Source organism: Streptomyces sp. NPDC017943 (assembly GCF_044328425.1).
Taxonomy (GTDB): Bacteria; Actinomycetota; Actinomycetes; order Streptomycetales; family Streptomycetaceae; genus Streptomyces; species Streptomyces djakartensis_A.
Genome location: NZ_JBIRHH010000004.1, coordinates 287777 through 312558, shown reverse-complemented (window position 1 = coordinate 312558; position 24782 = coordinate 287777). Strand labels below are relative to the sequence as shown.

Genomic DNA, 24782 nt, shown 5'->3' with positions numbered 1-24782 from the left:
CTCGCAGCCCGTGGCTCGTCGCGCGGGCCGGATCGGTCACGGTCCGGGGTGGGGGAGGCCCGGCAGGGGCGCGGGCCTCTTGCGGGTGCGAGGGGCCATGGCCGTCCAAGGGGCGGTGCCGGGTGGCCTCGGCGGTCCCGGCGGGGCGGATGCCGCAGACTTGGGGCATGTCCATTCACGAGAACCTGCTCGGGGGCCCGCCCCCCACCCATCTGCCCGACGACCCCGGGCCGCGCGAGATGCTCGCGTCGGGTGCCGCGTCCGCCGAGGTCGCCGCCGCGCACCCCACCTCCTCGCTCGCCTGGGCGCAGCTCGCCGACGAGGCGTTCGAGCGGGGCGCGGCCGTGGAGTCGTACGCGTACGCCCGGACCGGATACCACCGCGGTCTGGACGCGCTGCGCCGCAACGGCTGGAAGGGACACGGCCCGGTGCCGTGGGAGCACGAGCCGAACCGCGGCTTCCTGCGCGCCCTGCACGCCCTCGCCCGCGCCGCGCAGGCGATCGGCGAGCAGGAGGAGTACGAGCGCTGCGCGCAGTTCCTCAAGGACTCCTCGCCCACGGCGGCGCAGGTCCTGGGCTGAACGGCCCCCCGGCGGTATGAGGCCCGTCTCTCAGGAGGCGGGCCTTGCGGTTCCGGGGCACGATTGCGGAGTATTCCCCGTGGGGACCGGGGCCCCCGTGCCGGCATCGGCAGGGGCGGACCGCTACCCGGAGTTATCTGCAGGAGACAGCGATGTCCCACGAGGCTCACGAGCCCGAGACCCCGCATCTCGACTTCCACGGCACGACGCCGTACGAGGACTACGTCAAGGCGGACGTGCTCACGCACCTCCAGCACACCCTCTCCGACGATCCCGGGGAGATGGTCTTCCTGGTGACCACCCAGGTAATGGAGCTGTGGTTCACGGTCATCGTCCACGAGTGGGAGACGGCGGCCCGCGCGCTGAGGAGCGACGACGTGCCCACCGCGAGGGCCGCGCTGAAGCGGTCGGTGCGCGAGCTGGAGGCGCTCGACGCGTCCTGGAAGCCGCTCGGCCAGCTCACGCCGGCCCAGTTCAACTCGTACCGCAGCGCCCTCGGTGAGGGGTCCGGCTTCCAGTCGGCGATGTACCGGCGCATGGAGTTCCTGCTCGGGGACAAGTCGGCGTCCATGCTCGTCCCGCACCGCGGCTCCCCGCGCGTGCACGCGGAGCTGGAGAAGGCGCTGCACGAGCCGAGCCTGTACGACGAGGTCGTGCGGCTGCTCGCCCGCCGCGGGTACGACATCCCCGAGGCGGTGCTGAAGCGCGACGTCGCACGGCGCTACGAGCCGGCGCCGGAGGTGGAGGCCGCCTGGACGGCCGTCTACTCGGGGGACGAGAGCGACGAACTGGCCCGGCTGGGCGAGGCGTTGAGCGACGTCGCCGAGCTGGTGTGGCGCTGGCGCAACGACCACCTGGTCGCCACCCGCCGCGCGATGGGCGCCAAGACCGGCACGGGCGGCTCCGCCGGGGTGGCCTGGCTGGAGAAGCGCGCGCAGAAGAACGTGTTCCCCGAGCTGTGGACGGCGCGGTCGTATGTCTGAGCTGAGCATGCGCGCGGAGAAGCTGGACTCCGTCGACGAACTGGCGGGCAAGCGGGCGGAGTTCGTCACCGACGACGTCGTCTACCTCGACGGCAACTCCCTTGGCGCGCTCCCGGCCGTCGTCCCCGGCCGGGTGGCGGACGTCGTGCGCCGGCAGTGGGGCGAACTGCGCATCCGGTCCTGGGAGGAGAGCGGCTGGTGGGCCGCGCCGGAGCGGATCGGCGACCGGATCGCCCCGCTGGTCGGGGCCGCGCCCGGGCAGGTCGTGGTGGGCGACTCCACCAGCGTCAACGTGTTCAAGGCGCTGGTGGGCGCGGTGCGCCTGGCCGGTGAGGGCCGGGACGAGATCGTCGTGGACGCCACGACCTTCCCCACCGACGGGTACATCGCCGAGTCCGCCGCGCGCATGACCGGCTGCACCCTGCGGCCGGTGACCCCCGCGGAGGTGCCGGGCGTGCTGGGCGGGCGGACCGCCGCGGTCCTGCTCAACCACGCGGACTACCGCACCGGCCGGCTGCACGACCTGCCGGCGCTGACGGCCGCCGTGCACGCGGCCGGGGCGTACGTGGTATGGGACCTGTGCCACACCGCCGGCGCGCTGCCCGTGGGGCTCGACGAGCACGGGGTGGACCTCGCGGTCGGCTGCACCTACAAGTACCTCAACGGCGGGCCGGGTTCACCGGCCTTCCTGTATGTACGCGCCGAGTTGCAGGACCGCTTCGACTCGCCGCTGCCCGGCTGGAACTCGCACGCCGAGCCGTTCGGGATGCGGGCGGGGTACGAACCGGCCGCCGGTGCCCTGCGCGGCCGGGTCGGCACACCCGACATCCTCTCCATGCTCGCCCTGGAGGCGGCCCTGGAGGTGTGGGACGGGGTGTCCGTCGACGCGGTGCGGGCCAAGTCCCTCGCCCTGACGGACTTCTTCCTGGAGTGCGTCGCGGAGTACGTGCCCGAGGGACGCGTCGAGTGCCTGACGCCCCTGGCCCACGCGGAGCGCGGCAGCCAGGTCGCGCTGCGCTGCCCCGACGCCGGGGACGTGATGACGTCCCTGATCGAGCGGGGTGTGGTGGGCGACTTCCGGCCGCCGGACGTGCTGCGCTTCGGCTTCACGCCGCTGTACGTGGGCTTCGCCGACGTGGAGCGGGCGGCGGGCGTGCTGGCCCGGACCCTGGGGTGAGCGGCCGGGGCCGGGAACGCGCCGCGCGGACCCGGCCCCACCGCCCGCCGGCGGACCGCCCAACCCGTCCTCACCGAGCGTGACATCCCCGGGTCCGCGCATGTCACGGGCCTGGTACCGTCCCGGCCAACGGCGCACCCCCCTCGACCGGTTCGCCGTGTACGGCTCATCGCTGGAAGGGTGGAGCATGACGGACGACGCCGCAGCGGCACGGGCCGCCGCCGAGGAGGAGTCGGCCCTCTCCCACGCGCCCGTAGACCCCGACGCCACCGCGGCCTACGGCGACCACCCCGACCAGGTGATCGACTTCTTCGCCCCGCGCGGCGAGGGCGGCCCGGGCGGTCCCGCCCCGGTCGTGGTGGTGCTGCACGGCGGTGCCTGGCGGGCGCCGCACGACCGGCGGCACATCAGCCCGTTCGCCGGGTTCCTGGCCCGGCACGGCTTCGCCGTGGCGAGCGTCGAGTACCGGCGGGGCACCGGCGACGCCTCCGTCGCGGGCCGCTGGCCCGACACCCTCGACGACGTGGCCGCGGCGCTGGACGCTTTGCCCGCGCTGGTGCGGGCGCAGCTCCCGCAGGCCGACCCGCGCCGTACGGTCCTCACCGGCCACTCGGCGGGCGGCCACCTGGCGTTGTGGGGTGTGGCCCGGCACGTCCTGCCGGCCGGCTCGCCCTGGCGCAGCGGCACCCCGGCGGCCCTGCGCGGCGTGGTCGCCCTCGCCCCGATCGCGGACCTCGGCGTCGCCGACAAGCTCGGCGTGTGCGACGGCGCCGTACGCCAGCTCCTGGGCGGTGACGAGCACGTCGCCGAGCGGCAGCCGTACGCGGACCCGGCCCTGCTGCTGCCCACCGGCATCGCCACCACCGTCGTCCAGGGCCGCGCGGACCTCGACGTGCCGCAGGCGGTCGCCGAGTCGTACGCGGACGCGGCGGCGAAGGCCGGCGAAGTGGTCGGGCTGACGCTGCTGGAGGACGTGGGGCACTTCCCGCTGATCGACCCGGTGGCCGACGCCTGCGCGGTGGTGGTCGAGGAGATCGCCCAACTGGCCTGGTGAGCAGGGCAGGCGGCGCGCCGGTGAGCCGGCCCCGATGAGCCGGCCCCGGTCATACCCGTAGTACCTGAGAGCCACCCCGCGGGTGAGCTCCGCGGCGGGACGCGGACGACACCGCCGCCTCCGTACCTTCCCTTCCATGCCGCCCGACCGCCGGGCGCGCGGGAGGGGGAACGAGCGTGGGACGCGCACACGAGGACCGCCGCGGGGCCGGACGGGGGCGGCGGGCGGCGCTCGCGGCGCTGGTCATGGGCGCGCTGGTGCTGCCGCTGACCGGGGCCGTCCGGCCCGGGATACCCGCTCCGGCCCCCGCCGCCCTCCCCCCGCCCGGCGCGACGACGCTGGAGGCGGCGTACGCGGCCAACCGGGCCAACGCCGCCGAGGCGGCCCGCATGGCCGCCGCGCACCACGACCGGCACCGGGCCGCCGCCGACCGGGCCCTGGCCGCCCCGGCCCGCCGGCTCCTGGCCTTCGACGGCCGCGGCCCCGGCCGGGTGACCGAGGTCCTCGGCGACCTCCGCCGTGCCGAGCGCGTCGCCGTCCTGGTCCCCGGCTCCGACACGAGCCTGGACACCTACGGCCGGTTCCGCGCCGCCGCCACCGCCCTGCAACGGCAGCTCGCCCGGCGCGGCGGGCCGGGCGGTCCGCGCACGGCGGTGGTGGCCTGGCTCGGCTACGCGACGCCCGGCACGGTCAGCACGGCGGTCGCCACCACCGGCCGGGCCGAACGGGCGGCCCCGCGGCTGCGCGCCCTGGTCGCGGACCTGCGCGCCGTGACGGGCGGCGCGGCCCGCGTCTCCCTGCTGTGCCACTCCTACGGCTCGGTGGTGTGCGGGCGGGCCGCGCCCGGCCTGGACGTGGACGACATCGCGCTGGTCGGCAGCCCCGGCACCGGCGCCGACACCGCCGCCGCTCTGGGCACGCGCGCCCGGATCTGGGCGGCGCGCGGCGGCGACGACTGGGTGGAGCACGTCCCGCACCTCGACGCCGGCCTGTTCGGCACCACCGTCGGCTTCGGCACCGACCCCGTCTCGCCGGAGTTCGGCGCCCGCGTCTTCACGGCGGGCGACGGCGGCCACAGCGACTACTTCCGGCCCGGGACGGACTCCCTGGCCAACCTGGCCCGGATCGTCCTGGGCGAGACCGGGGCGGTGACCCGTGACTGACAGGCGAGCAGGAGCGATCCGGCGGGTGCTGCACGCGCGCGCCGCGCGGATCGACGCGGCCACACCCGCGGGCCGCGACCGGGCCGTGGACGGCCTGCGCGCGGCCGCCGTCCTCGGGGTCGTCCTCGGGCACTGGCTGGTCACGGCGCTGGTGTCGGACAGCGGCACCCTGCGCGCGGCGAGCCCGCTCCAGCACCTGCCCGCCCTCGCGCCCGTCTCCTGGGTCTTCCAGACCCTCGCCGTGTTCTTCCTGGTCGGCGGGCACGTCGCCACCCGCGGGCACGCCGCGGCGCGGGCGCGCGGGGTGCCGTACCGCCGCTGGCTGGCGGCCCGGCTGGCCCGGCTGTTCACCCCCGTGGCGGCCGTCCTCACCCTGTGGACGGGCGCCGCGCTCGCCCTGCTGCTGTCGGGCGCCGAGTTCGGGACGGTCCGCACGCTGGTGAAACTCGCCCTGTCCCCGCTGTGGTTCCTCGTGGTGTTCGCGGGCCTGACCGCGGCGACCCCGCTGCTGGCCCGGCTCTCCCCACTGTGGCCGCTGGCCGTCGTCCTGCACGTGGACCTGCTGCGCTTCGGCCCGGGCGGGCCCTCCTGGCTGGGCTGGGCGAACGTGGCGGCGGGCTGGGCCGTGCCCTACACGCTCGGCGCCGCCTGGAGCCGGGGCGAGCTGGAGGGCCGCCGCGTGGGCTGGATCCTGCTGGCGGGCGGGGCGGTGACGACCACGGCCCTGGTCGCCCTCGCGGGCTACCCCGCGTCGATGGTCGGCGTCCCCGGCCAGGACGTGTCCAACCTGGACCCGCCGACCCTGGCAGCGGTCACCTTCGGGCTCGGCCAGTGCGGCCTCGCCCTCCTGCTGCGCGGGCCGCTGCGCCGCGCCCTGCGCCGGCCCCTGGCCTGGGCGGCCGTGGCGCTGCTGAACCTCTCGGCGATGACCGTCTTCCTGTGGCACCAGACGGCCCTCATGGCCACCACCGCCACCGGCCTGCTCGCCGGCCGCCTCCCCGGGCTGCACACCGTGCCCGACGGCCCCGGCTGGGTCGCGGCCCGGCTGCTGTGGCTGCCGGTGTTCGCCGCCGCCCTCGCCCTGTGCGCGGCCGCGTTCCGGTCCTTCGAGCGGGGCGGCGGGCCGGGCGGTGGGTCACGGGTGGTGCGCGCGCACCGGCCCGCCGACCGGGGTGCGGCGACGGGGGTCCGCCATGTCTAGGCTGAGCCGTGTGACGGACACGGGGGTGGGCCGCGCGCTGCGGGCGCGCGCCGGCGGTTGGCTGCGGGCGCTGCGCGCGGACCTGTGGACCGTCCGCCGCGATCCGCTGCCGCGCTCCACCTGGTTGCGGTGGCTGCCGCACGGCCTGCTGTGCCTGGCGGCGTTCGGTGTCACGGTCGGGAGCGCGGCCGACCTCCAGGGCAACGGGCATCTGGACTTCGGCCCGGCCCTGCTGGTCGCGATCGGGCAGGGCGGTTCCGTCGTGCTCGGCCTGCGGCGGCCGGTCCCGGCGTGGTGGCTGTCGCTGGGCGTGTTCGTGCTGTGCGCCGCGGTGGTGCGGGCCCGGCTGGGGGACGGCCCGGAGACCTACACCTGGCCCTGGACCGCGGCGGCGATCGTCGCCGGGCTGCTCGTGCTGCTGCTGCTGGCGCTGCGGGTGCCCACCCGCGCGGCGGTGGCGGCCCTGGCCGTGACCGCACTGGTCACCTGGCTCGCCCAGGGCGCCGCGGCCGGGGTGGCGCACGACGACACCGGGCCCCTGATGCTGTCCCTGGCGACCGTCGTCGTCGTCGTCGGCACCGCCCTGCGCGGCCGCCGCGTGGCCCGGGCCCAGCTCGTGGAGCAGACCACGCTCACCTCCGAGGAGCGCACCCGGCGCACCCTGCTGGAGGAGCGCACCCGCATCGCCCGCGAACTGCACGACGTGGTGGCCCACCACATGTCGGTCATCTCCATCCAGGCGCAGGTCGCCCCGCACCTCGTGCAGGACCCGCCCGAGGAGCTGAAGGAGAACCTCGCGGGCATCCGGCAGAACGCGCTGGAGGCGCTGACCGAGCTGCGCCGGGTGCTGGGCGTGCTGCGCTCGGAGCACCCCGGGCCCGGGGACGCGCCGGCCGGACCCGGCGAGGAGGCCGTCCCGCACGCCCCGCAGCCCACCCTCGACCGGCTCGGCGCGCTGGTGGAGAACACCCGGGCCGCCGGCCGCGAGGTCACCACCGAGATCAGCGGCGAGCGGCGCCCTCTGCCGCAGGGGGTGGAGCTGTCGGCGTACCGCATCGTGCAGGAGGCGCTGAGCAACGCCCTGCGGCACGCGCCCGGCGCCGCCGTCACCGTCCGGCTCGGCTACCGGCCCGACGGCCTGCGCGTGGAGGTCGTCAACGGCCGCCCCACGGCGCCCCCGCCGCCGTCCTCCGGCGCGGGCCACGGGCTGCTCGGCATGCGCGAGCGCGTCGCGATGCTGGGCGGCACCCTGACCGCGCGCCCGGCGCAGGGGGGCGGGTTCGAGATCGCCGCGTTCCTGCCCGGCACCCCGCCCGCGGACACCCCGGGCACCGGCCGCACCACCACCCCCAGGAAAGGACGACCATGACGAGCCGCACCGGCGACCCCATCCGGGTCCTCATCGCCGACGACCAGGCGATGGTCCGGCAGGGCTTCACCGTGCTGCTCGGCACCCAGCCGGACATCGAGGTCGTCGGCGACGCGTGCGACGGCGCCGAGGCCGTGACCCGCACCGCCGAGACCTGCCCGGACGTCGTCCTCATGGACATCCGCATGCCGGGCATGGGCGGCATCGAGGCCACCGGGGTGATCACGGCCGCTCACCCCGGGGTGCGGGTGCTGGTCCTCACCACCTTCGACCTCGACGAGTACGTGTACGAGGCGCTGCGCGCGGGAGCCTCCGGGTTCCTGCTGAAGGACGCCTCCGCCGAGCAGCTCGCCGAGGCGGTCCGGGTGGTGGCGTCCGGGGAGGCGCTGCTCGCGCCGGTCATCACGCGCAAGCTGATCGCGGAGTTCTCCCGACTCGACGACCGGCCCCGCGCCCCGCTCAAGGACCGCGTCGGGGAGCTGACCGGGCGGGAGACCGAGGTGCTCGCGCTGATCGCGCAGGGCCTGTCGAACGCGGAGATCGCCCGGCACCTGTGCGTCGCCGAGCAGACCGTGAAGACGCACGTGGGACGCATCCTGGTGAAACTGGGCCTGCGGGACCGGACGCAGGCGGCGGTGTTCGCCTACGAGTCGGGGCTGGTGCGGCCGTCGGGTTACTGACGCCCCGGGGGAGCGCGTAGTACCTGAGAGGGACCCGCGGTGACCCCTCTCACTGGGGACGACCGCGACCCCGGGGTGCCCCTACCGTTCTGTACGTGACCGAGACGACTCACCTGCACAGCACCGCGCCGGGGGACGGGACGCCCTCGCGCAGCCCGGAGTACCGGGTGGCCGTGGACTCCCTGCGCGGACTGCGGCAGGACCTCTTCCACGACGCCTTCGCCTACCGGCCGCTGCCCCGCAGGAGCCCGGACGGCCGGTGGGTGCGGCGGCTGCCGCCACGGCTGCGGGAGTACGCGACCTGGACCCCGCACGCGCTGATCGTCACGGCGGCCCTGTTCTGCCTGCTGCTGGGGACCGTCGACGGCCCGGTGCTGTTCATGGCGCTGCTGACCGTGCTGCCGGTGCTGGCCACCATGGTCCGGCCCGTGATGGCGTTCTGGCTGTCCATGGCCGCCACCCCCGTCGCGGGCGCCCTCGGCAGTACCTGGAGCGACTGGCCCTGGCAGGCCGGCAGCTTCCTGTGCCACCTGACGGTGCTGACGGTCGTGGCGATACGCACCCGGCCCCGCACCGCCGGCTGGATGTGGGCGCTGACCGCGCTGTACGCGCTGATCGCGGACGCCGGTATGGGCTCGAGCCACATGTACGGCACCAACTCGGCGCCCATGCTGATCCTGTCGGCCCTGATCCTGCTGTGCGTCACCGTGTGGCACACCCGCCGGAGCGCCGCGCAGGAGGTCACCGCCCAGCAGACGGTCACCGCGCACGAGCGGTCCCGGCGCACCCTGCTGGAGGAGCGCACCACGATCGCCCGCGAGCTGCACGATGTGGTGGCCCACCACATGTCGGTGGTCGCCATCCAGGCCGAGGCGGCCCCCTACCGGGTGGAGAACCCGCCGCCCGAGCTGGAGAAGGCGTTCGTCACGATCCGGGAGAACGCGGTGGCGGCCCTGACGGAGCTGCGCCGGGTTCTGGGCGTCGTGCGCGCCGAGGACTACGAGGCCCCGGACGCCCCGCAGCCCACGCTCGCCGACCTCGACGCGCTGCTGGCCAATGTGCGCGAGGCCGGGACGGCCGTGGACAAGGCGGTGACCGGCGCCGTGCGGGAGCTGCCGCCGGGCGTGGAGCTGTCGGCGTACCGGATCGTCCAGGAGGCTCTGAGCAACACTCTGCGCCACGCCCCCGGCGCGACCGCCCGGGTGGAGATCGGATACGTGCTCGGGGGCCTGGGGCTGCGCGTCGTCAACGGCCCGCCGCCCGAGCCGGGCCTCATCAAGCCCTCCCCGGGCGCCGGGCACGGCATCACGGGCATGCGCGAGCGGGTGACGATGCTCAACGGCGAGATGACGACGGGCCGCACGGACGACGGAGGGTACGAGGTGACGGTGTTCCTGCCGGTCGCCCTGCCGGACGAGGACGAGGCATGACGATCCGCGTCCTGATCGCGGACGACCAGATGATGGTCCGCGAGGGCTTCTCGGTGCTGCTGAACGCGATGCCGGACATGGAGGTCGTCGGAGAGGCGGTGAACGGCCTGGAGGCCGTCGCCAAGGTCCGCGACCTCGCCCCCGACGTCGTGCTGATGGACATCCGCATGCCCGAGCTGAACGGCATCGAGGCGACCCGCGAGATCGTCGCGGCGGACAGCGCGGCGAAGGTCCTGGTGCTCACCACCTTCGACCTCGACGAGTACGTGTACCAGGCGCTGCGGGCGGGCGCCTCCGGCTTCCTGCTGAAGGACGCCTCGGCCCGCCAGCTCGCCGACGGCGTCCGCGTGGTGGCCTCGGGCGAGGCCCTGCTGGCGCCCTCGGTGACCAGGCGCCTGATCACGGAGTTCTCCAAGCTCTCCGAGACCCCGCGCCTGATGCCCTCCGCCCAGGCCGCCTACGGGGACCTCACCGAGCGGGAGACGGAGGTGCTGGTCCTGATCGCCCAGGGGCTGTCGAACGCGGAGATCGCCGGGCGGCTGGTGGTCGCCGAGTCGACGATCAAGACGCACGTCAGCCGCATCCTGGTGAAGCTGGGCCTGCGCGACCGCACCCAGGCGGCGGTGTTCGCCTATGAGGCCCGGCTGGTCACCCCGGGCTGACGGGCGGGAGGGGCGGGCGCCACCCCTGGTCACCGCGGGGTGTGCCGGGCTAGCGTCCGTGCATGGCAGCTGTCTCCGACACCGGGTTCGACCCGTGGGACCCGGCGTTCCTGGCCGACCCGTACCCCGCCCTCGCCGAGCTGCGGGCCGCCGGCCGCGTGCACCGGTTCGAGCCCACGAACCAGTGGCTGGTCCCGCACCACGCGGACGTCTCGGCCCTGCTGCGCGACCGGCGTCTGGGCCGGACGTACCAGCACCGCTTCACGCACGAGGAGTTCGGCCGCAGCGCGCCCCCGGCCGAGCACGAGCCGTTCCACACGCTCAACGACCACGGCATGCTCGACCTGGAGCCGCCGGACCACACCCGCATCCGCCGTCTGGTGTCGAAGGCGTTCACCCCGCGCACGGTCGAACGCCTCAAGCCCTACGTGCGGGCCCTGGCCGACCGGCTGGTCTCCGCCCTGGCCGACGCGGGCGGCGGCGACCTGCTCAGGGACGTCGCCGAGCCCCTGCCCGTCGCCGTCATCGCGGAGATGCTCGGCATCCCGGAGTCCGAGCGGGCCCCGCTGCGGCCCTGGTCGGCCGACATCTGCGGCATGTACGAGCTGAACCCGTCCGAGGAGACGGCGGCCAGGGCGGTCCGCGCGTCCGTGGAGTTCTCCGCCTTCCTGCGCGAACTGATCGCCACGCGCCGCAAGGAACCCGGCGACGACCTCGTCTCGGGTCTCATCGCGGCCCACGACGAGGGCGACCGCCTCACCGAGCAGGAGATGATCTCCACCTGCGTCCTGCTGCTGAACGCCGGCCACGAGGCCACCGTGAACGCCACGGTCAACGGCTGGTACGCCCTGTTCCGCAACCCCGCCCAGCTGGAGCTGCTGCGCGCCGACCCCTCGCTCGTCCCCTCCGCGGTCGAGGAACTGATGCGCTACGACACCCCGTTGCAGCTGTTCGAGCGCTGGGTCCTGGACGACATCGAGATCGCCGGCACGACGATCCCGCGCGGCGCGGAGATCGCCATGCTGTTCGGCTCCGCCAACCACGACCCGGCGGTGTTCGACGACCCCTCGGCCCTCGACCTGACCCGCCGGGACAACCCCCACATCTCCTTCAGCGCCGGGATCCACTACTGCATCGGCGCCCCGCTGGCCCGCATCGAGCTGGCCGCGTCGATGGGGGCCCTGCTGGAGCGGACCCCCACGCTGCGCCTGGCGGCGGAGCCCGTCCGCAAGCCCAACTTCGTGATCAGGGGGCTGGAAGGGCTGGCCGTCGAGGTGGCGTGACCGGAGCGGGGGCAGACGGCTCACGCGACCAGGTCCCGCCGCCGCAGAGCCGCCAGCCCACCCGCCACGAGCACCGCCGCCAGCCCGGTCAGCGGGCGGTACCGCCCGCCGGTGCCGGTGGTTGGTCGCCCAAGGGCCCGCGGCCGAGTCCGCCTCACGCCCTCGCCGGGTCCGCCTCACGCCCGCGCCGGGTACCGCCCGCCGGCGCCGGCGCCGGTGCCGGTGCCGGTGCCGGTGGTCGCCCAGGGGCCCCGCGCCGGGTCCGCCTCACGCTCCCGCCGGGTCCGCCTCACGCTCCCGCCGGGACCGTCAGGCTCCACGCCCCCTCGCGCACCACCCAGGTGCGCGTGCGCACCGGGCCCGAGACCTGGGTGTCCGCCCGGTAGCGGAAGTGCGCCCCGGAGACCGTGACGGTGCGGCCCTCGGCGAGCAGCGGTGAGGCCTCCGCGCCCACCGACACCGGCCTGACCTCCACCGCTGCCACGCCCGAGGCGGACGGGGCCACCGACACCGCCTCCACCGGCTGGTTCAGATCCACGAGGGTCTCCCCGTCCACCTCGACCCGCAGCCGCGACGGCCCGGGCTCCGGCGGGGACACCGGCCGCGCGGGGCGGGACGCCGGGACCAGGGTGCGCACGAGCGACTGGCAGGTCCGCAGCCACGGCCGCCCCGCGGCGTCCTCCGCGTCGGCCACCGGCTCCCGCTCGCCCGCCCCGCCCGGCGAGGGCGACAGCGGCGGTATGCGCAGCGCGCCCAGCACCACCCCGTCGCTGTCGTCGACCATCAGGTCCATCCGCCGCTCGACCCCGTCGAGCACCGCCCGCGCGGCCGCCACCGTCCCGGTCGGCACCCCCAGGGACCGGGCCAGGGACAGGGCGCCCCCGACCGGCACCAGCGACAGTCCGCACGCCGCCAGCTCCCGCTGCCGGTGCAGCACCGACACCGCCCGCAGCAGGGCCCGGTCGTCGCCCACCACCACCGGGCGCCGGGCGCCTCGGCGGGCCAGCGCCCGGGCGAACTCCTCCGGGCCGTCCGGCAGGCACAGCTTCATGCCGGCGCCCGCGCCGAGCACGTCCTTCGCGATCCGGACGGACTCGCCGTCCGACCTTCGGGCGACCGGGTCGACCACCACCAGCAGCTGCTCGGACGTCGTGGAAGTCGCCACCTCGGCCATGCCTCGCTTCCTCGGGTAGCATCTTTGTGCAAGAGCCCCTTGCGCTATTGCGCCAGGGGCTTCGTCTATTCCGGGGCATCCGGTCCGACGGTTGGCGGCCAACGGTGGTCGCGGTGCACGCGGCGGAGACCTCCGCGTACGCCCTCGACCATGGACATGCCCCGCCCGGAAGGGGTGTACGCGCGTGCCCGCACTTGTGCTGCTCGGTGCTCAGTGGGGTGACGAAGGCAAGGGAAAGGCCACCGACCTGCTCGGTGGCTCGGTGGACTATGTGGTGCGTTACCAGGGCGGTAACAACGCCGGCCACACGGTGGTCGTGGGCGACCAGAAGTATGCCCTCCACCTCCTCCCTTCCGGAATCCTGTCCCCCGGCTGCACGCCGGTCATCGGTAACGGCGTCGTCGTCGACCCGTCGGTCCTGTTCTCCGAGCTGAACGGGCTGAACGAGCGAGGCGTCGACACGTCCAAGCTCCTCATCAGCGGTAACGCGCACATCATCACGCCGTACAACGTGACGGTGGACAAGGTGACCGAGCGCTTCCTCGGCAAGCGCAAGATCGGTACCACCGGACGCGGTATCGGCCCGACCTACGCGGACAAGATCAACCGCGTCGGCATCCGGGTGCAGGACCTCTACGACGAGTCGATCCTGACGCAGAAGGTCGAAGCGGCCCTCGACGTCAAGAACCAGATGCTCACCAAGCTCTACAACCGGCGGGCGATCGCCGTGGAGCAGGTGGTCGAGGAGCTGCTGGGCTACGCCGACAAGCTCGCGCCGTACGTCGCCGACACCGTGCTGGTCCTCAACCAGGCGCTGGACGAGGACAAGGTCGTGCTGTTCGAGGGCGGTCAGGGCACCCTGCTCGACATCGACCACGGCACGTACCCCTTCGTCACCTCGTCCAACCCGACGGCCGGCGGCGCCTGCACCGGCGCCGGAGTCGGCCCGACGAAGATCAGCCGGGTCATCGGCATCCTCAAGGCGTACACCACCCGCGTCGGCGCCGGTCCCTTCCCGACCGAGCTGTTCGACGAGGACGGCGAGGCGCTGCGGCGCATCGGCGGCGAGCGCGGTGTCACCACCGGCCGCGACCGCCGCTGCGGCTGGTTCGACGCGGTCATCGCCCGCTACGCGACCCGCGTGAACGGCCTGACCGACTTCTTCCTCACCAAGCTCGACGTCCTCACCGGCTGGGAGCAGATCCCGGTCTGCGTGGCCTACGAGATCGACGGCAGGCGCGTCGAGGAACTGCCCTACTCGCAGACCGACTTCCACCACGCCAAGCCGGTCTACGAGATGCTGCCGGGCTGGAGCGAGGACATCTCCAAGGCCAAGTCCTTCGGCGACCTGCCGAAGAACGCCCAGGCGTACGTGAAGGCGCTGGAGGAGATGTCCGGCGCCCCGATCTCCGCGATCGGCGTGGGCCCGGGCCGCGACGAGACGATCGAGATCAACTCGTTCCTCTGAGCCGCTCCGCGTCCGCCGGCCGCTCCCCTGCCCAGGGGGGCGGCCGGCGCTCCTTCCCGCCGGGTGGCCCGCCCCGAACGGGCATAGGCTGAAAGCGGCACCCCCGCGTGCGTCGACACAGAGGAAGGTGAGTGCGATGCGCGTACTGCTCAAGGCCTGCATGGACACCGAGAAGGCCAACGAGGCCATCCGGAACGGCACCATGGGCAAGCTCCTCCAGGAGTCGCTGGAGCTGATCAAGCCGGAGGCGGCGTACTTCACCTCCGAGAACGGCAGGCGCACGGCCTTCATGGTCTTCGACATGCAGGACAGCGCCCAGATGCCGGTCCTCAGCGAGCCCTTCTTCCTCAACCTCGGCGCGGAGATCACGTACACGCCCGTGATGAACGTCGAGGACGTCCAGAGGGGCCTGTCCCAGCTGGGGCGCTGAGCGCCCGGCTCAGCTGAAGACGATCATCGAGCCCTGCGCGAGGCTGCGGGTCGCGGCCGCGTGCAGCCCGAGCCACACGTGCCGCTCCCGGGCGAAGGGACTCGGGTCGTAGGGCGCCGGGACGGCGGGCTCCTCCAGCTCCGTGGGCGCGAGCGGCGGCCGGGGAGCCACCGGCGGGTTGGCCGGGTCGATGCCGATGGCCGGGCCGACCACCTCCAGCTCCCGCAGCAGCGCGTGCGAGGAGCCCAGCGGGCCGCCGCCCGCGAGGAGGTCGTCGTCGGCGAGCGGACTCGGGAAGTCGACCGGGACGTAGGCGCCCGCGTGGTCGTAGTGCCACACCAGGTGCGACTGCTGGGCCGTCGACTCGAACATCTCCAGCAACTGCTCGTAGTCGCCGCCCAGTTCGTCCACGGGCGTCACCGGCAGCCCGCACACCTGCAACAGGTAGGCGCGGCGCAGGAAGTGCAGCGCGTCGTAGTCGAAGCCGGCGACCGGGGCCACGTCGCCGGACAGGCCCGGCATGTACTGGTACACCGGCACCGGCGGCAGCCCGGCCTCGGCGAGCACCTTGTCGTATTGCGCGAGTTCCTCGGCGAAGGGGTTGTCCGGCGTGTGGCACAGGACGTCCACGAGCGGTACCAGCCACAGGTCACAGGCCAAAGAGGGCTCCTCGCTCAGCGCGGTGGTCGGGTAGCACGGTGGTCAAGAAGGGTAGCGGTGCGGCACGGTCACGGCTCCCGCCGTGCATGTCCCATACCCATACGGACCGCCTCGACGCCGGTCACCGGGGGGCGAGCCGCTCGATCAGCGCGAGCGAGTGCGTGTTGTAGGCCGTGAGGATCGCCCGGGCGGCGTCGTGGTCGCCCGCGATCAGCGCGTCGACCAGCTCGGTGTGCCCCGCCCACAGCGCGCCGCGCAGGTCGGTGAGCCGGCGCAGGTGCTGCACCGCGCACACCCAGGTCTGCACGCGCAGCCGGTTCAGGAAGTCGGCCAGGTAGGGGTTGCCGAAGCAGGCGCCCAGCTCCCGCCAGAAGCGCAGGTCGTACCCGATCAGCACGGTGAGGTCCCCGGCGGCGGCGGCTCGCTGCGCCTCCTCGCCGCGCCTGCGCACCCCGGCGACGACGGAGGCGGCCCGCGGGTCGTGGGGCCGCACGGCGTTGGGGCGGCCCTCGGACAGCGCCAGGAACATCCCCTCGATGACCAGGCCGCGGGCCTCGATCATGCCGCGGAAGTCCTCGGCCGAGTACTCGTGGACCCGGAAGCCGCGGTGCTGGTCGGCGTCGAGCAGCCCCTGCGCGGAGAGGTCGACGAGCGCCTCGCGGACCGGTGTGGCGGACACCCCGTACTGCTCGGCGATCTCCTTGACCGTGAACTCCTGCCCCGGCTGGAGCCGCCCGGCCAGCACCTCGTCGCGGAGTGCTTCGGCGATCTGCTGGCGCAGGGTGCTGCGCATCACGGCGCCGTTGCCGGTGCTGCCGGGCATGGTCAGGGCGTCTCCTCGTCGCGGGGGGTGGCGTGCTCGTCCTTGACTACGAGCACGCCACCTTACGCGTTCGAACGACGTCCGAGCTTGTCGCCCACTGACGGGTTGTGTCCGTCTACGCGGTGTATTCGTCCGCGACCGACAGCGCCGCGTCCAGCGCCGCGAGCCCTTCCTTCAGCTCCGCCTCGCCGATGTTGCAGGGCGGCACGACGTGCGTCCGGTTCATGTTCACGAACGGCCACAGGCCGTTGCCCTTCGCGGCGGCGGCGAAGGCGGCCATCGGCGCGTTCGCCTCACCGGCCGCGTTGTACGGCACCAGCGGCTCCCGCGTCTCGCGGTCGCGCACCAGCTCCAGCGCCCAGAACATGCCGACGCCGCGCACCTCGCCCACGCTGGGGTGCCGCTCGGCGAGCGCCCGCAGCTCCGGCTCGACGACGGACGCGCCGAGCCGGGCCGCGTGCTCCACGACGCCCTCCCGCGCCATCACGTCGATGGTCGCGACGGCGGCGGCGCACGCCAGGGGGTGCCCGGAGTACGTCAGACCGCCGGGGTAGGGGCGCTTGCCGAACGTCTCCGCGATCGCGCCGGAGATGGCCACGCCGCCCAGCGGCACGTACCCGCTGTTCACGCCCTTGGCGAAGGTCAGCAGGTCGGGCGTGACGTCGAACAGGTCCGCGGCGAACCACTCACCGGTGCGCCCGAAGCCCGCCATGACCTCGTCCAGGACGAAGACGATGCCGTACGTGTCGCACAGCTCGCGCACCCCGGCGAGGTAGCCGGGCGGCGGGACCATGATCCCGGCGGTGCCCGGGACGGTCTCCAGGATGATCGCGGCGATCGTCGCGGGGCCCTCGAAGCGGATCGTCGTCTCCAGGTGCTCCAGCGCCCGGGCGCACTCCTGCTCCTCGGTCTCGGCGTAGAAGCGGGAGCGGTAGAGGTAGGGCGCCCAGAAGTGCACGACGCCGGCCGTGCCGGTGTCGGAGGCCCAGCGGCGCGGGTCGCCGGTGAGGTTCACGGCCTGCTGGGTGCCGCCGTGGTACGAGCGGTACGCCGAGAGCACCTTGGGGCGGCCCGTGTGCAGCCGGGCCATCCGGATGGCGTGCTCGACGGCGTCGGCGCCGCCGTTGGTGAAGAAGATCTTGTCCAGGTCGCCCGGGGTCCGCTCGGCGATCAGCCGGGCCGCCTCCGAGCGCGCCTCCACCGCGAAGGCGGGTGCGAACGTCGTCATCCGCGCCGCCTGCTCCTGGATCGCGGCGACGACCGCGGGGTGCTGGTAGCCGATGTTGGTGTAGACGAGCCCGCTGGAGAAGTCCAGGTAGCGGCGGCCTTCGTAGTCCCAGAAGTACGACCCCTCGGCACCGGCGACGGCGAGCGGGTCGATCAGCTCCTGCGCGGACCAGGAGTGGAAGACGTGGTCTCGGTCGGCGGCCTTGACGGCGGCACCGGCCTCGGGGTTCGGCTGAGGGGTCATGCGGGCGAGCGTAGGCGCCGGGGGGCGGGCGGTGACATCGGCGGCCTGTCTGCCGTCGGCGGCAATTGGCGACAGGTTGTCCAGGCGGACCGTCCGACAATTGACAGCGTCCTGTCTTGATGGCAGCTTGCTGTCAAGAGGGCGCGGTCGCAGGGCCGCACCCCCCGGCAGGGTCCGAGGAGGAGCCATGCAGCCCACCGCAGAGCACAAGCCCGTCCATCTCGCCGTCTACGACACCCTGGCCGACTGGGAGACGGGCCACGCCACGGCCCAGCTCGCCCGGGCGGGCCGGGAGATCCGCACGGTCGGACCGGCCACCGCCCCCGTCCGCAGCACCGGCGGGCTGCGCATCCTGCCCGACCTGGCCCTCGACGACGTACGGCCCGAGGACAGCGCGCTGCTGATCCTGCCGGGCGCCGACCTCTGGGACACGGGCGACGACCTGGCCCCCTTCGCGCGCACGGCCCGGTCCTTCCTCGACGCGGGTGTGCCCGTCGCCGCGATCTGCGGCGCCACCGCCGGACTCGCCCGCGAGGGCCTGCTCGACGACCGCGCCCACACCAGCGCGGTCTCCTTCTACCTGGCCGCGACCGGCTACGCGGGCGCCGGGCGGTACGTCGAGGCGGACGCCGTCACCGACCGCGGCCTGGTCACCGCCGGACCGACCGAGCCGGTCGCGTTCGCCCGGGAGATCCTGGGCCTGCTCGGGGTCCACGAGGGCGAGGTCCTGGACGCCTGGTACCGGCTGTTCCACGACTCCGACGCCGCGGCCTACGGCGTGCTGGAGAGGGCCGGGGCGCTGTGAGCGGCGAGCGGCAGGACCTGCTCAGCCGCAGTGCCCTCGGGGTGTTCCGGCTGAACGGCCAGTTCCTGGGCGTGGCGGAGGAGCTGGCCCGGCCCGCCGGGCTCACCGCCGCCTGGTGGCAGGTGCTGGGCGCGGTCCTCGGCGAGCCGCTGCCGGTCTCCGGCATCGCCCGCGCCATGGGCATCACCCGGCAGAGCGTGCAGCGCGTCGCCGACCTGCTGGTGGAGCGGGGGCTCGCCGAGTACCGGCCCAACCCGGCGCACCGCCGCGCCAAGCTCCTCGCACCCACCGTCGAGGGCCGGGCCGCGGTGGCCCGGATCGACCCCGGGCACGCGGCCTTCGCCGACCGGCTGGCCGAGGCGTTCGGGGAGGCGGAGCTGGCCCGGGCCGTGACCCTGCTGGAGCGGCTGTCCAAGGTGCTCGACCAGGTGGGGCCGCCCCGGGGCCCGGCCGCCGCGCCTGTTACGGAACCGTAGAGATCGCCCGGGCCGCCCCGGCCCGGCCCGGCACTATTCTCGATCGATAGAACGACCAGAGGGATTCGCGCAGCTCAGGGGCCATCTAGGGTGGCACTCACGGGCTCCTCTCTCACAATCTCTCACGACTCGGCGGTATCTACGCTGTGGAAGGCGTCCCACGCGGTCGCCGCTGAGCGCAGTTGTTCGACGTCCGGCTGGACGTACTTGGCCTTGGTGAAGGTGGCCGATGTGTGCCCCGCCCAGCGAGCCAGGACGACGTCCGGTACACCGTTGACGGCGAGGTAGGTCAGGCACGAGTGCCGCGCGTCGTACAGCCGCACCCGTCGCATGCCCAGCTTCCGCATGAGCCGGTACGCGTAGTCGCGTAGCTGCCGCGTCGTCAGCGGCACCCCAAGCTCGGTCACGGCCACGTAGGGCGACTCGCTGTATGCCTCGCCCGCGGCGAGCTTCTCCCGGGCCTGGAGGGCACGGAACCGCTTCAGCGCGTCCAGGGCCTTGGACGGCAGCGGCAGGACCCGCTCACCGGCTTCGGTCTTGGCGTCCTTCTCGATCACCCGAGGGCCGAGCATGGTCCGGGTGTTCGCTGTCTCCAGCGTGGCCAGCTTCAGGTCGATGTCCGACCAGCGCATGCCGACCACCTCGGCCGGCCGCAGCCCCATGAGGCTTAGCAGCAGGGGGGCGTACAGCCGATCCTGCTCGATGCCTTTGATGAACGCTTGTACCTCGGCGACACCCCACGGCTTCTCGCGCCGGTACTCCCTCCGGTCGCGCTTCTTGTCCGCGAGGGACACCTTCACGAACTGCGCAGGGTTCGAGACGATCACCTTGCGCACGACCGCGCGGGCGAGGCACTCGCGGAGCCGCTGCAACGTGCCGTTGACGTACGTCACGCGCAGGGTGCTGCCAGGCTCCCCGGCGCGCTTGCGGCCGCCGGTCACCTGCTGGTCGACGAACGCTTGCACGTCGTCCTCGGTGAGCGCCTGGACCCGAATGTGCCCGAGCTGCTCGCGGGCCGGGGTGAGCGCGTAGCGGTAGGTGCTGAGGGTGGTCTCCTCGATGTCGCGTGCCTTCAGCTTCAGCCACTCGTCAATCCACTCAGCCAAGGTCAGCTTGCTGGGGAGTACGAGACTGCCGGCGTCGCGCTGGTGGCGGATGCGGTCGCGCTCGGCGCGCACCTCCTTGGCGGTGTCCCGGGTGATGGTGAGCTGAATCCGCTTGCCGTGCTCATCCCGGCCCGCGTCGACCACCGTGCGGTACCGGGTCTTGCCGCTCTTCAGCGTGACCTTCTTGATCTCCGCCACGACTCCCCCTGCTGCCCCTGCTACGCCTCTTCGCCGACTGTTCCATCAGCTCGCATCCACTTCACCAGGGCAGCGGTCAGCTGCCGGGTGATGTGACCTTGCTTCGCCTGGCGCTCTCCCACTGGGAGGTCGCCGAGTGCGGCAACCCGGCGGTCGCGTTCCTCTGTGAGGCTGCCGGTCCACATCTGCTCGGCGGCCTTCACGACGTCACGGACATCCACGCCGTACCGCTCCGCAAAGGCAAGGTCTGCCTCGATCGGGATGTCCCGTCCTTGCCGGCGGAAATGATCGAGCGCGGCTCGCACGTTCTCGCTGCCCATCACGGTGAGGCTTGAGTCCTCAGCGGCAAGCCAGGCGCGCAGCTGGGCGCGGCTCGCCTTAGCCCAGGACTCCGGGTAGCTAGACCGCGGGGTGAGCAGTACGTCGCTGTCCCCCGCGAAGAAGTCGCGAAGCTCCACACCGAGGGTCTGCCCGAGGATCACGAGTGTTCCCAGGTCTACGGTCTCGCGCCTACCGCTCTCAAGGTCCGAGACCTGCGTGCGCTTCCAGGGGAGGCCCATGCGGAACAGTTTGTCGGCCAGGGCCCCCTGGGTGATGCGCCTCTCCTGGCGCAGGGCTCTCAGGTTCTCTCCGACGACCCTGCCCACTGTGGGCGGCGCTTCCGACTCATCTGCCATGCCCCTGAGCCTGCCATATGGCGTGCGTTTTCACAACGCAGGAAAACGCATTTTCGTCCGCCGCTTGACTCGGCGATCCATGTGGGGCACTCTCAATCCAGATCGTCCGCGTTCTGACACGTACAACGAGCCTGAAGATCGATCACGCAACCGAGAGGGCTGCCTGATGACGCCGCCGACACTCGATGAAGTCCGCACTTGGCCAGCCACGGTGGACATGACCAGGGCCGCGCTCGCTCTCGGGATCTCCCGAAGCCAGATGTACGCGCTCGTGAAGCGCGGCGAGGCCCCCGTCAGGGTCCTCGACTACGGCGCGAAGCGCGTGGTCACCGCATCGCTCGTGCGACTGCTCGAAGCCGCGTAAGGCGGGCCCCCACCAGGCCGCAGGTGTTCCAGCACCCACGCGGCAGGGGCCCATTCCATCCCACACACAGCCGAAGCCCCGGGACTAATCGCTGGCCGGCGACCCCGAGGCTTCAACTGAGACGGAGACACCATTATGCAGAACACCAGGGCCCGCATGCTCGCCGCTGTCACACCGACCGGCCGGCCGCACCCGCTCCTCGCGGCCGAGGCCGCCGAGGTCACCCGGGAGCGCGCCGACCAGCTGGCCGCGGAGTCGGCTGACCGGTACATCGCCCGCGAGTACCCGCACGTGGCCGCGCTCCTCGCCGAGCCCGCCGCAGGGGGTACCGGTTCGGTACAGCCCGCCGGCCTGCTCACCGTGCCGCAGCAGACCCTCACCTACGACGACGGGCTGGGCGCGTGGCGCACGGCCCCGATCGAGTCGGCCATGCGGGACATCGACGACCAGCACACGACCGAGGAGAACGCGGGCGTGCCGCTGTTCTCCGCCGAGGTCGTCGTGAGCGACTGGAAGACGCTTCCGCCCGTGGAGGTCGACGGCCGGTTCGTGTCCGGAGGATCGGTGGACGGCCGGTTCACGCAGCTGTGGCTGAGCTATGGCGACACCACCGGCACGGTGACCCCGGCGAAGGCGCGGGAGATCGTCGCCGAGATGCGGTCGTTCGCCGCCCGGCTGGAGGCCCTGTGCGACGTCGCGGACGGGATCGCCGCGGACGACTACGAGGCCGGCGCGTGACTGCCCGCTCCGCTCGCCGAAGCCCTGGCGCCCACCGCGGCGCCGGGGCCTCCGGCATGCGTGACGCACTCCTGCACAACCCGTACGGGCTCACCCTCCGCGAGGTGAAAGCCGAGATCCGCCGCCTGTCCGCCCATGGCTGGCAGCTCTGGGAGATCCGCTACCGCTTCGCCGACGACCGCAAGGACCGCACCACGTGAACGCCTTCAACCGGCTCGCCGACCTCCTGCGGGACAAGGGCGAACCGACCCTGTACCGGGGCGGGGCCATGCGCACCCGGGGCATCTGCCACGACGGAGACGCCCCGGACACCGTGGCCTTCCGCCCCGGCAACAACGGCTCCCTCGTCATCCACTGCCACAAGTGCGGCGGGAACACGGAGTTCCTCGCCGCGATCGGATGGAACGAAGCGGACCTCTACGACGAACCCCTCCCCGAGCGCGATCGGCCGGCGGATGACTCATGGCTGCCCTGCGGCCGGCATGGGCACAAGCGCGTCGCCCAGTACGTCTACCGCGACGCCGACGGCGCCGTCGTCCACGGTGTCACCCGATGCGATCACAAGGACTTCGCGCAGTGGCGCCCCGACACGTCCACCCGGTCCGGGCGCCGCTGGTCCCTCAACAGCCCGGACGGCACCCGCCTCGTGCCCTTGGTGCCGTACCGGCTCCCCGAGCTGCTCACCGCCAAGGAAGCCGATCGGGTCATCTGGATCGCCGAGGGGGAGAAGGACGTCCATGCGCTCGTCGACCACGGACTTCCCGCCACCTGCAACGCGGGCGGCGCCGGGAAGTGGACTGCCGAGCACGCCGCCTACCTCGACGGCGCAGACGTCACGATCGTCGCCGACCGGGACGGGAAGGGTCGGGAACACGCTGTAGCCGTCGTGGACAGCCTCCGCGGGCTGGCTCGCACGGTGTACGTCGTCCAGGCACGCACCGGCAAGGACGCGTACGACCACTTCGCCGCCGGCCACACCGACACCGAGTTCCTCCAGGTGTGGGCGCCGGTCCCGCACCCGCAGGACCCGGGGGTGGCCGCATGATGAAGAACCCCGAGTGGGCCGAGGACGTCAAGGCCGAATCCGACGCCCACACGGCCGCCGAGAACGCCCCGGAGGAGGACCTCCTCCCCAAGTCGTTCACCCCGGGCGGCACGTTCTTCCTGCACGCCCCGGAGACGCCCCCGGCCATCTGGGGGGACGGCGGTGACGTGCTGTGGGCAGAGGGTGAGTCACTGATCCTCGCGGGCCCCCAGGGCGTCGGCAAAACCACGATCGCCCACCAGATCATCCGCGGCCGCCTCGGGCTCCAGGACAGCGTCTTGGGCATGCCTGTGCAGCCCGGCAGCAAGCGCGTCCTCATGCTTCTCATGGACCGGCCCGCGCAGGCACGCCGGGCCGGTCGCCGGATCTACGGCGAGGATGACGAAGCCTTCCTTAACGAGCACCTCGTCATCTGGGAAGGGCCGCCGCCGTACGACCTGGCGAAGCGGCCCGAAGTCCTCGCCGCAATGTGCGAGCGCGCCGGAGCCGACACGGTCCTGGTCGACTCCATCAAGGACGGTGCGATCGGCATCTCGACCGACGAGGTAGGCGCCGGGTACAACCGCGCCCGGCAGAAGGCCCTCGCCGAGGGCGTCCAGGTGCTGGAGAACCACCACACGAAGAAGGCCGGCACCAACGGCGGTGAGCCCAACAAGCTGGAGGACGTCTACGGCTCCACCTGGATCACGGCCGGTTCAGGGTCCGTGATCATGCTGTGGGGTGAGGCGGGCGACCCCATCGTGTCCTTTCGCCACCTCAAACAGCCGATGAATGAGGTCGGGCCCTTCCAGCTCTTGCACGACCACCCCTCCGGCATCACCACGGTCCGGCACACCGTCGACCTCCTCGACATGGCCCGGATCAAAGGCGTCCACGGCCTCACTGCCGTGGACGCCGCCGCAGCCCTCGCCGAGACCAAGAAGCCCACCGCGTCGGACCGCGAGAAGGCCCGCCGCAGGCTCAACAAGCTCGTCGACCAGGGCCTGCTGACCAAGGTCGACCCCACGGCGCCCGGAGACCCAACCCGCTGGTTCCCCGGGCGGGCGTACGTCCCGTCACAGCAGGCGTCATGACCCTCACGGACCCCCTCACGCACCCCTCACCGGGCGAGAAGGTCACGCACCCCTCACGCACCCTCACGCCAAAACGGAAACCGCAGATCACAGCCTCACGCCCCCCTGCACGCACCCTCACGCACCAGGGGTCTCACGCTCCCCCCTCCTCTTAGAAGGAGGGGGGCGTGACCCCCCCCTCGAAACGGAAGTCCACATGACCGACCTCATCCCCGCGGCCCCCGGCTGGTACGTCCACTTCCAGGGCGACGGCGCCGGCGAACTCGAACCCGTCATCGCCTGGCAACCCGACACCGACCACGAGGGAAACCCCACCCTCCTACCGATCCTCCCCGACAGCCGAGGCATCACCCCCTGGCTCGTTCCCGCGCAGCGCTTCGCCGAGTTCGAGCTGAAGGTCGTCTACCGCCCCAACCACGACCCCGCGGAAGAAACGGAGTCCTGATGAACCCCGAGTCGAACTCAGCCGTCGAGCAGGCCGTAGCCGCCCGCATCGCCGCCGCCAAGATCCGCGTCCAAGCCACGAAGAAACGCCGCGACGAACTCACCGCCGCCCGCCGCCGAGGACTCGCCGCACGCCACGCCAACAAGCTCCGCCGACAAGCCGAAACCCGAAACCAGCCACCCACCGAGCCATGACCAACAGCCCGACCACCAACCGCCGCGTATCCGGTTCCGCTGCCCCCGCGCG

Annotated in this window: 28 protein-coding genes; 22 read left to right on the top strand and 6 right to left on the bottom strand. The window is 73.2% G+C overall.

Features of this window, described 5'->3' with window-relative positions; genetic code table 11:
* Positions 1 to 167 precede the first annotated feature (167 nt).
* The 11 genes from ACH4C6_RS15000 (at position 168) to ACH4C6_RS14950 (ending at position 11583) form a co-directional block, all read left to right on the top strand.
* Entirely contained in the window at positions 168 to 581 is a 414-nt protein-coding gene (locus ACH4C6_RS15000) for a DUF3151 domain-containing protein (protein ID WP_369196665.1), read from the top strand.
* A 152-nt stretch (positions 582 to 733) separates the two neighbouring features.
* Positions 734 to 1564, top strand: a complete 831-nt coding sequence (locus ACH4C6_RS14995; RefSeq protein ID WP_398108999.1) for a tryptophan 2,3-dioxygenase family protein — start codon at positions 734 to 736, stop codon at positions 1562 to 1564.
* Positions 1557 to 2741, top strand: a complete 1185-nt coding sequence (gene kynU / locus ACH4C6_RS14990; protein ID WP_398108998.1) for a kynureninase — start codon at positions 1557 to 1559, stop codon at positions 2739 to 2741. Before ACH4C6_RS14995 ends, kynU begins: the two co-directional genes overlap by 8 nt.
* A gap of 187 nt (positions 2742 to 2928) precedes the next feature.
* A complete protein-coding gene (locus ACH4C6_RS14985) occupies positions 2929 to 3795 on the top strand; it encodes an alpha/beta hydrolase family protein (protein ID WP_398108997.1) in 867 nt (288 codons plus the stop codon).
* A 245-nt stretch (positions 3796 to 4040) separates the two neighbouring features.
* Positions 4041 to 4958 (top strand): alpha/beta hydrolase, encoded by a 918-nt coding sequence (locus ACH4C6_RS14980; RefSeq protein ID WP_398109347.1) that lies wholly within the window; start codon positions 4041 to 4043, stop codon positions 4956 to 4958.
* The gene (locus tag ACH4C6_RS14975) at positions 4951 to 6159 is read left to right on the top strand and encodes an acyltransferase (protein WP_398108996.1); all 1209 of its coding nucleotides are present in this window, start codon (positions 4951 to 4953) and stop codon (positions 6157 to 6159) included. The genes ACH4C6_RS14980 and ACH4C6_RS14975 overlap by 8 nt, the downstream gene beginning before the upstream one ends.
* Positions 6152 to 7528, top strand: coding sequence for a sensor histidine kinase (locus ACH4C6_RS14970; RefSeq protein WP_398108995.1), 1377 nt, complete (start codon positions 6152 to 6154; stop codon positions 7526 to 7528). The genes ACH4C6_RS14975 and ACH4C6_RS14970 overlap by 8 nt, the downstream gene beginning before the upstream one ends.
* Positions 7525 to 8208, top strand: a complete 684-nt coding sequence (locus ACH4C6_RS14965) for a response regulator (RefSeq protein WP_398108994.1) — start codon at positions 7525 to 7527, stop codon at positions 8206 to 8208. Before ACH4C6_RS14970 ends, ACH4C6_RS14965 begins: the two co-directional genes overlap by 4 nt.
* 95 nt (positions 8209 to 8303) lie before the next feature.
* Positions 8304 to 9638 (top strand): sensor histidine kinase, encoded by a 1335-nt coding sequence (locus ACH4C6_RS14960; protein ID WP_398108993.1) that lies wholly within the window; start codon positions 8304 to 8306, stop codon positions 9636 to 9638.
* Entirely contained in the window at positions 9635 to 10300 is a 666-nt protein-coding gene (locus tag ACH4C6_RS14955) for a response regulator (RefSeq protein ID WP_398108992.1), read from the top strand. Before ACH4C6_RS14960 ends, ACH4C6_RS14955 begins: the two co-directional genes overlap by 4 nt.
* 62 nt (positions 10301 to 10362) lie before the next feature.
* Positions 10363 to 11583 carry a cytochrome P450 gene (locus ACH4C6_RS14950; RefSeq protein ID WP_398108991.1) on the top strand — a complete coding sequence of 407 codons (1221 nt, stop codon included), beginning with the start codon at positions 10363 to 10365 and terminating at the stop codon, positions 11581 to 11583.
* Between the two features lie 289 nt (positions 11584 to 11872).
* Here the strand turns inward: ACH4C6_RS14950 and ACH4C6_RS14945 are convergent, their stop codons facing one another.
* Positions 11873 to 12757, bottom strand: a complete 885-nt coding sequence (locus tag ACH4C6_RS14945; RefSeq protein WP_398108990.1) for a diacylglycerol kinase — start codon at positions 12755 to 12757, stop codon at positions 11873 to 11875.
* Positions 12758 to 12941: 184 nt separating this feature from the next.
* Here ACH4C6_RS14945 and ACH4C6_RS14940 point away from each other — a divergent pair, with 184 nt between their 5' ends.
* Complete coding sequence (locus ACH4C6_RS14940; protein ID WP_376326734.1) at positions 12942 to 14225, top strand: adenylosuccinate synthase; 1284 nt, start codon at positions 12942 to 12944, stop codon at positions 14223 to 14225.
* 136 nt (positions 14226 to 14361) lie between these two features.
* Positions 14362 to 14655 carry a hypothetical protein gene (locus tag ACH4C6_RS14935; protein WP_398108989.1) on the top strand — a complete coding sequence of 98 codons (294 nt, stop codon included), beginning with the start codon at positions 14362 to 14364 and terminating at the stop codon, positions 14653 to 14655.
* A gap of 9 nt (positions 14656 to 14664) precedes the next feature.
* Here the strand turns inward: ACH4C6_RS14935 and ACH4C6_RS14930 are convergent, their stop codons facing one another.
* The 3 genes from ACH4C6_RS14930 to ACH4C6_RS14920 form a co-directional block, all read right to left on the bottom strand.
* Entirely contained in the window at positions 14665 to 15315 is a 651-nt protein-coding gene (locus ACH4C6_RS14930; protein WP_398108988.1) for a hypothetical protein, read from the bottom strand.
* Between the two features lie 121 nt (positions 15316 to 15436).
* Positions 15437 to 16138 (bottom strand): GntR family transcriptional regulator, encoded by a 702-nt coding sequence (locus ACH4C6_RS14925; protein ID WP_398108987.1) that lies wholly within the window; start codon positions 16136 to 16138, stop codon positions 15437 to 15439.
* Between the two features lie 115 nt (positions 16139 to 16253).
* Entirely contained in the window at positions 16254 to 17609 is a 1356-nt protein-coding gene (locus ACH4C6_RS14920; protein ID WP_398108986.1) for an aspartate aminotransferase family protein, read from the bottom strand.
* 187 nt (positions 17610 to 17796) lie between these two features.
* Between ACH4C6_RS14920 and ACH4C6_RS14915 the strand changes: the two genes are divergently transcribed.
* Together ACH4C6_RS14915 and ACH4C6_RS14910 are read left to right on the top strand one after the other, a co-directional pair.
* Positions 17797 to 18414 (top strand): DJ-1/PfpI family protein, encoded by a 618-nt coding sequence (locus tag ACH4C6_RS14915; RefSeq protein WP_398108985.1) that lies wholly within the window; start codon positions 17797 to 17799, stop codon positions 18412 to 18414.
* Positions 18411 to 18890 (top strand): MarR family winged helix-turn-helix transcriptional regulator, encoded by a 480-nt coding sequence (locus tag ACH4C6_RS14910; RefSeq protein WP_398108984.1) that lies wholly within the window; start codon positions 18411 to 18413, stop codon positions 18888 to 18890. Before ACH4C6_RS14915 ends, ACH4C6_RS14910 begins: the two co-directional genes overlap by 4 nt.
* Positions 18891 to 19012: 122 nt before the next feature.
* Here the strand turns inward: ACH4C6_RS14910 and xerC are convergent, their stop codons facing one another.
* Positions 19013 to 20194 (bottom strand): tyrosine recombinase XerC, encoded by a 1182-nt coding sequence (gene xerC, locus ACH4C6_RS14905; protein WP_398108983.1) that lies wholly within the window; start codon positions 20192 to 20194, stop codon positions 19013 to 19015.
* A gap of 20 nt (positions 20195 to 20214) precedes the next feature.
* Entirely contained in the window at positions 20215 to 20871 is a 657-nt protein-coding gene (locus ACH4C6_RS14900; RefSeq protein WP_398108982.1) for a helix-turn-helix domain-containing protein, read from the bottom strand.
* On the opposite strand from ACH4C6_RS14900, the gene ACH4C6_RS14895 reads away from it, so the two are divergent.
* The 7 genes from ACH4C6_RS14895 (at position 20870) to ACH4C6_RS14865 (ending at position 24730) form a co-directional block, all read left to right on the top strand.
* Positions 20870 to 21235: a hypothetical protein gene (locus ACH4C6_RS14895; protein WP_398108981.1), complete on the top strand. Its 366-nt coding sequence runs from the start codon at positions 20870 to 20872 to the stop codon at positions 21233 to 21235. The genes ACH4C6_RS14900 and ACH4C6_RS14895 overlap by 2 nt on opposite strands.
* Positions 21236 to 21370: 135 nt before the next feature.
* Positions 21371 to 21973 carry a hypothetical protein gene (locus tag ACH4C6_RS14890; protein ID WP_398108980.1) on the top strand — a complete coding sequence of 201 codons (603 nt, stop codon included), beginning with the start codon at positions 21371 to 21373 and terminating at the stop codon, positions 21971 to 21973.
* Between the two features lie 56 nt (positions 21974 to 22029).
* Entirely contained in the window at positions 22030 to 22173 is a 144-nt protein-coding gene (locus tag ACH4C6_RS14885; RefSeq protein WP_398108979.1) for a hypothetical protein, read from the top strand.
* Complete coding sequence (locus ACH4C6_RS14880; RefSeq protein ID WP_398108978.1) at positions 22170 to 23018, top strand: hypothetical protein; 849 nt, start codon at positions 22170 to 22172, stop codon at positions 23016 to 23018. Before ACH4C6_RS14885 ends, ACH4C6_RS14880 begins: the two co-directional genes overlap by 4 nt.
* A complete protein-coding gene (locus ACH4C6_RS14875; protein WP_398108977.1) occupies positions 23015 to 24091 on the top strand; it encodes an AAA family ATPase in 1077 nt (358 codons plus the stop codon). Before ACH4C6_RS14880 ends, ACH4C6_RS14875 begins: the two co-directional genes overlap by 4 nt.
* Before the next feature lie 196 nt (positions 24092 to 24287).
* Positions 24288 to 24536 carry a hypothetical protein gene (locus tag ACH4C6_RS14870; protein WP_398108976.1) on the top strand — a complete coding sequence of 83 codons (249 nt, stop codon included), beginning with the start codon at positions 24288 to 24290 and terminating at the stop codon, positions 24534 to 24536.
* Positions 24536 to 24730 (top strand): hypothetical protein, encoded by a 195-nt coding sequence (locus ACH4C6_RS14865; protein ID WP_398108975.1) that lies wholly within the window; start codon positions 24536 to 24538, stop codon positions 24728 to 24730. Before ACH4C6_RS14870 ends, ACH4C6_RS14865 begins: the two co-directional genes overlap by 1 nt.
* Positions 24731 to 24782: the final 52 nt, after the last annotated feature.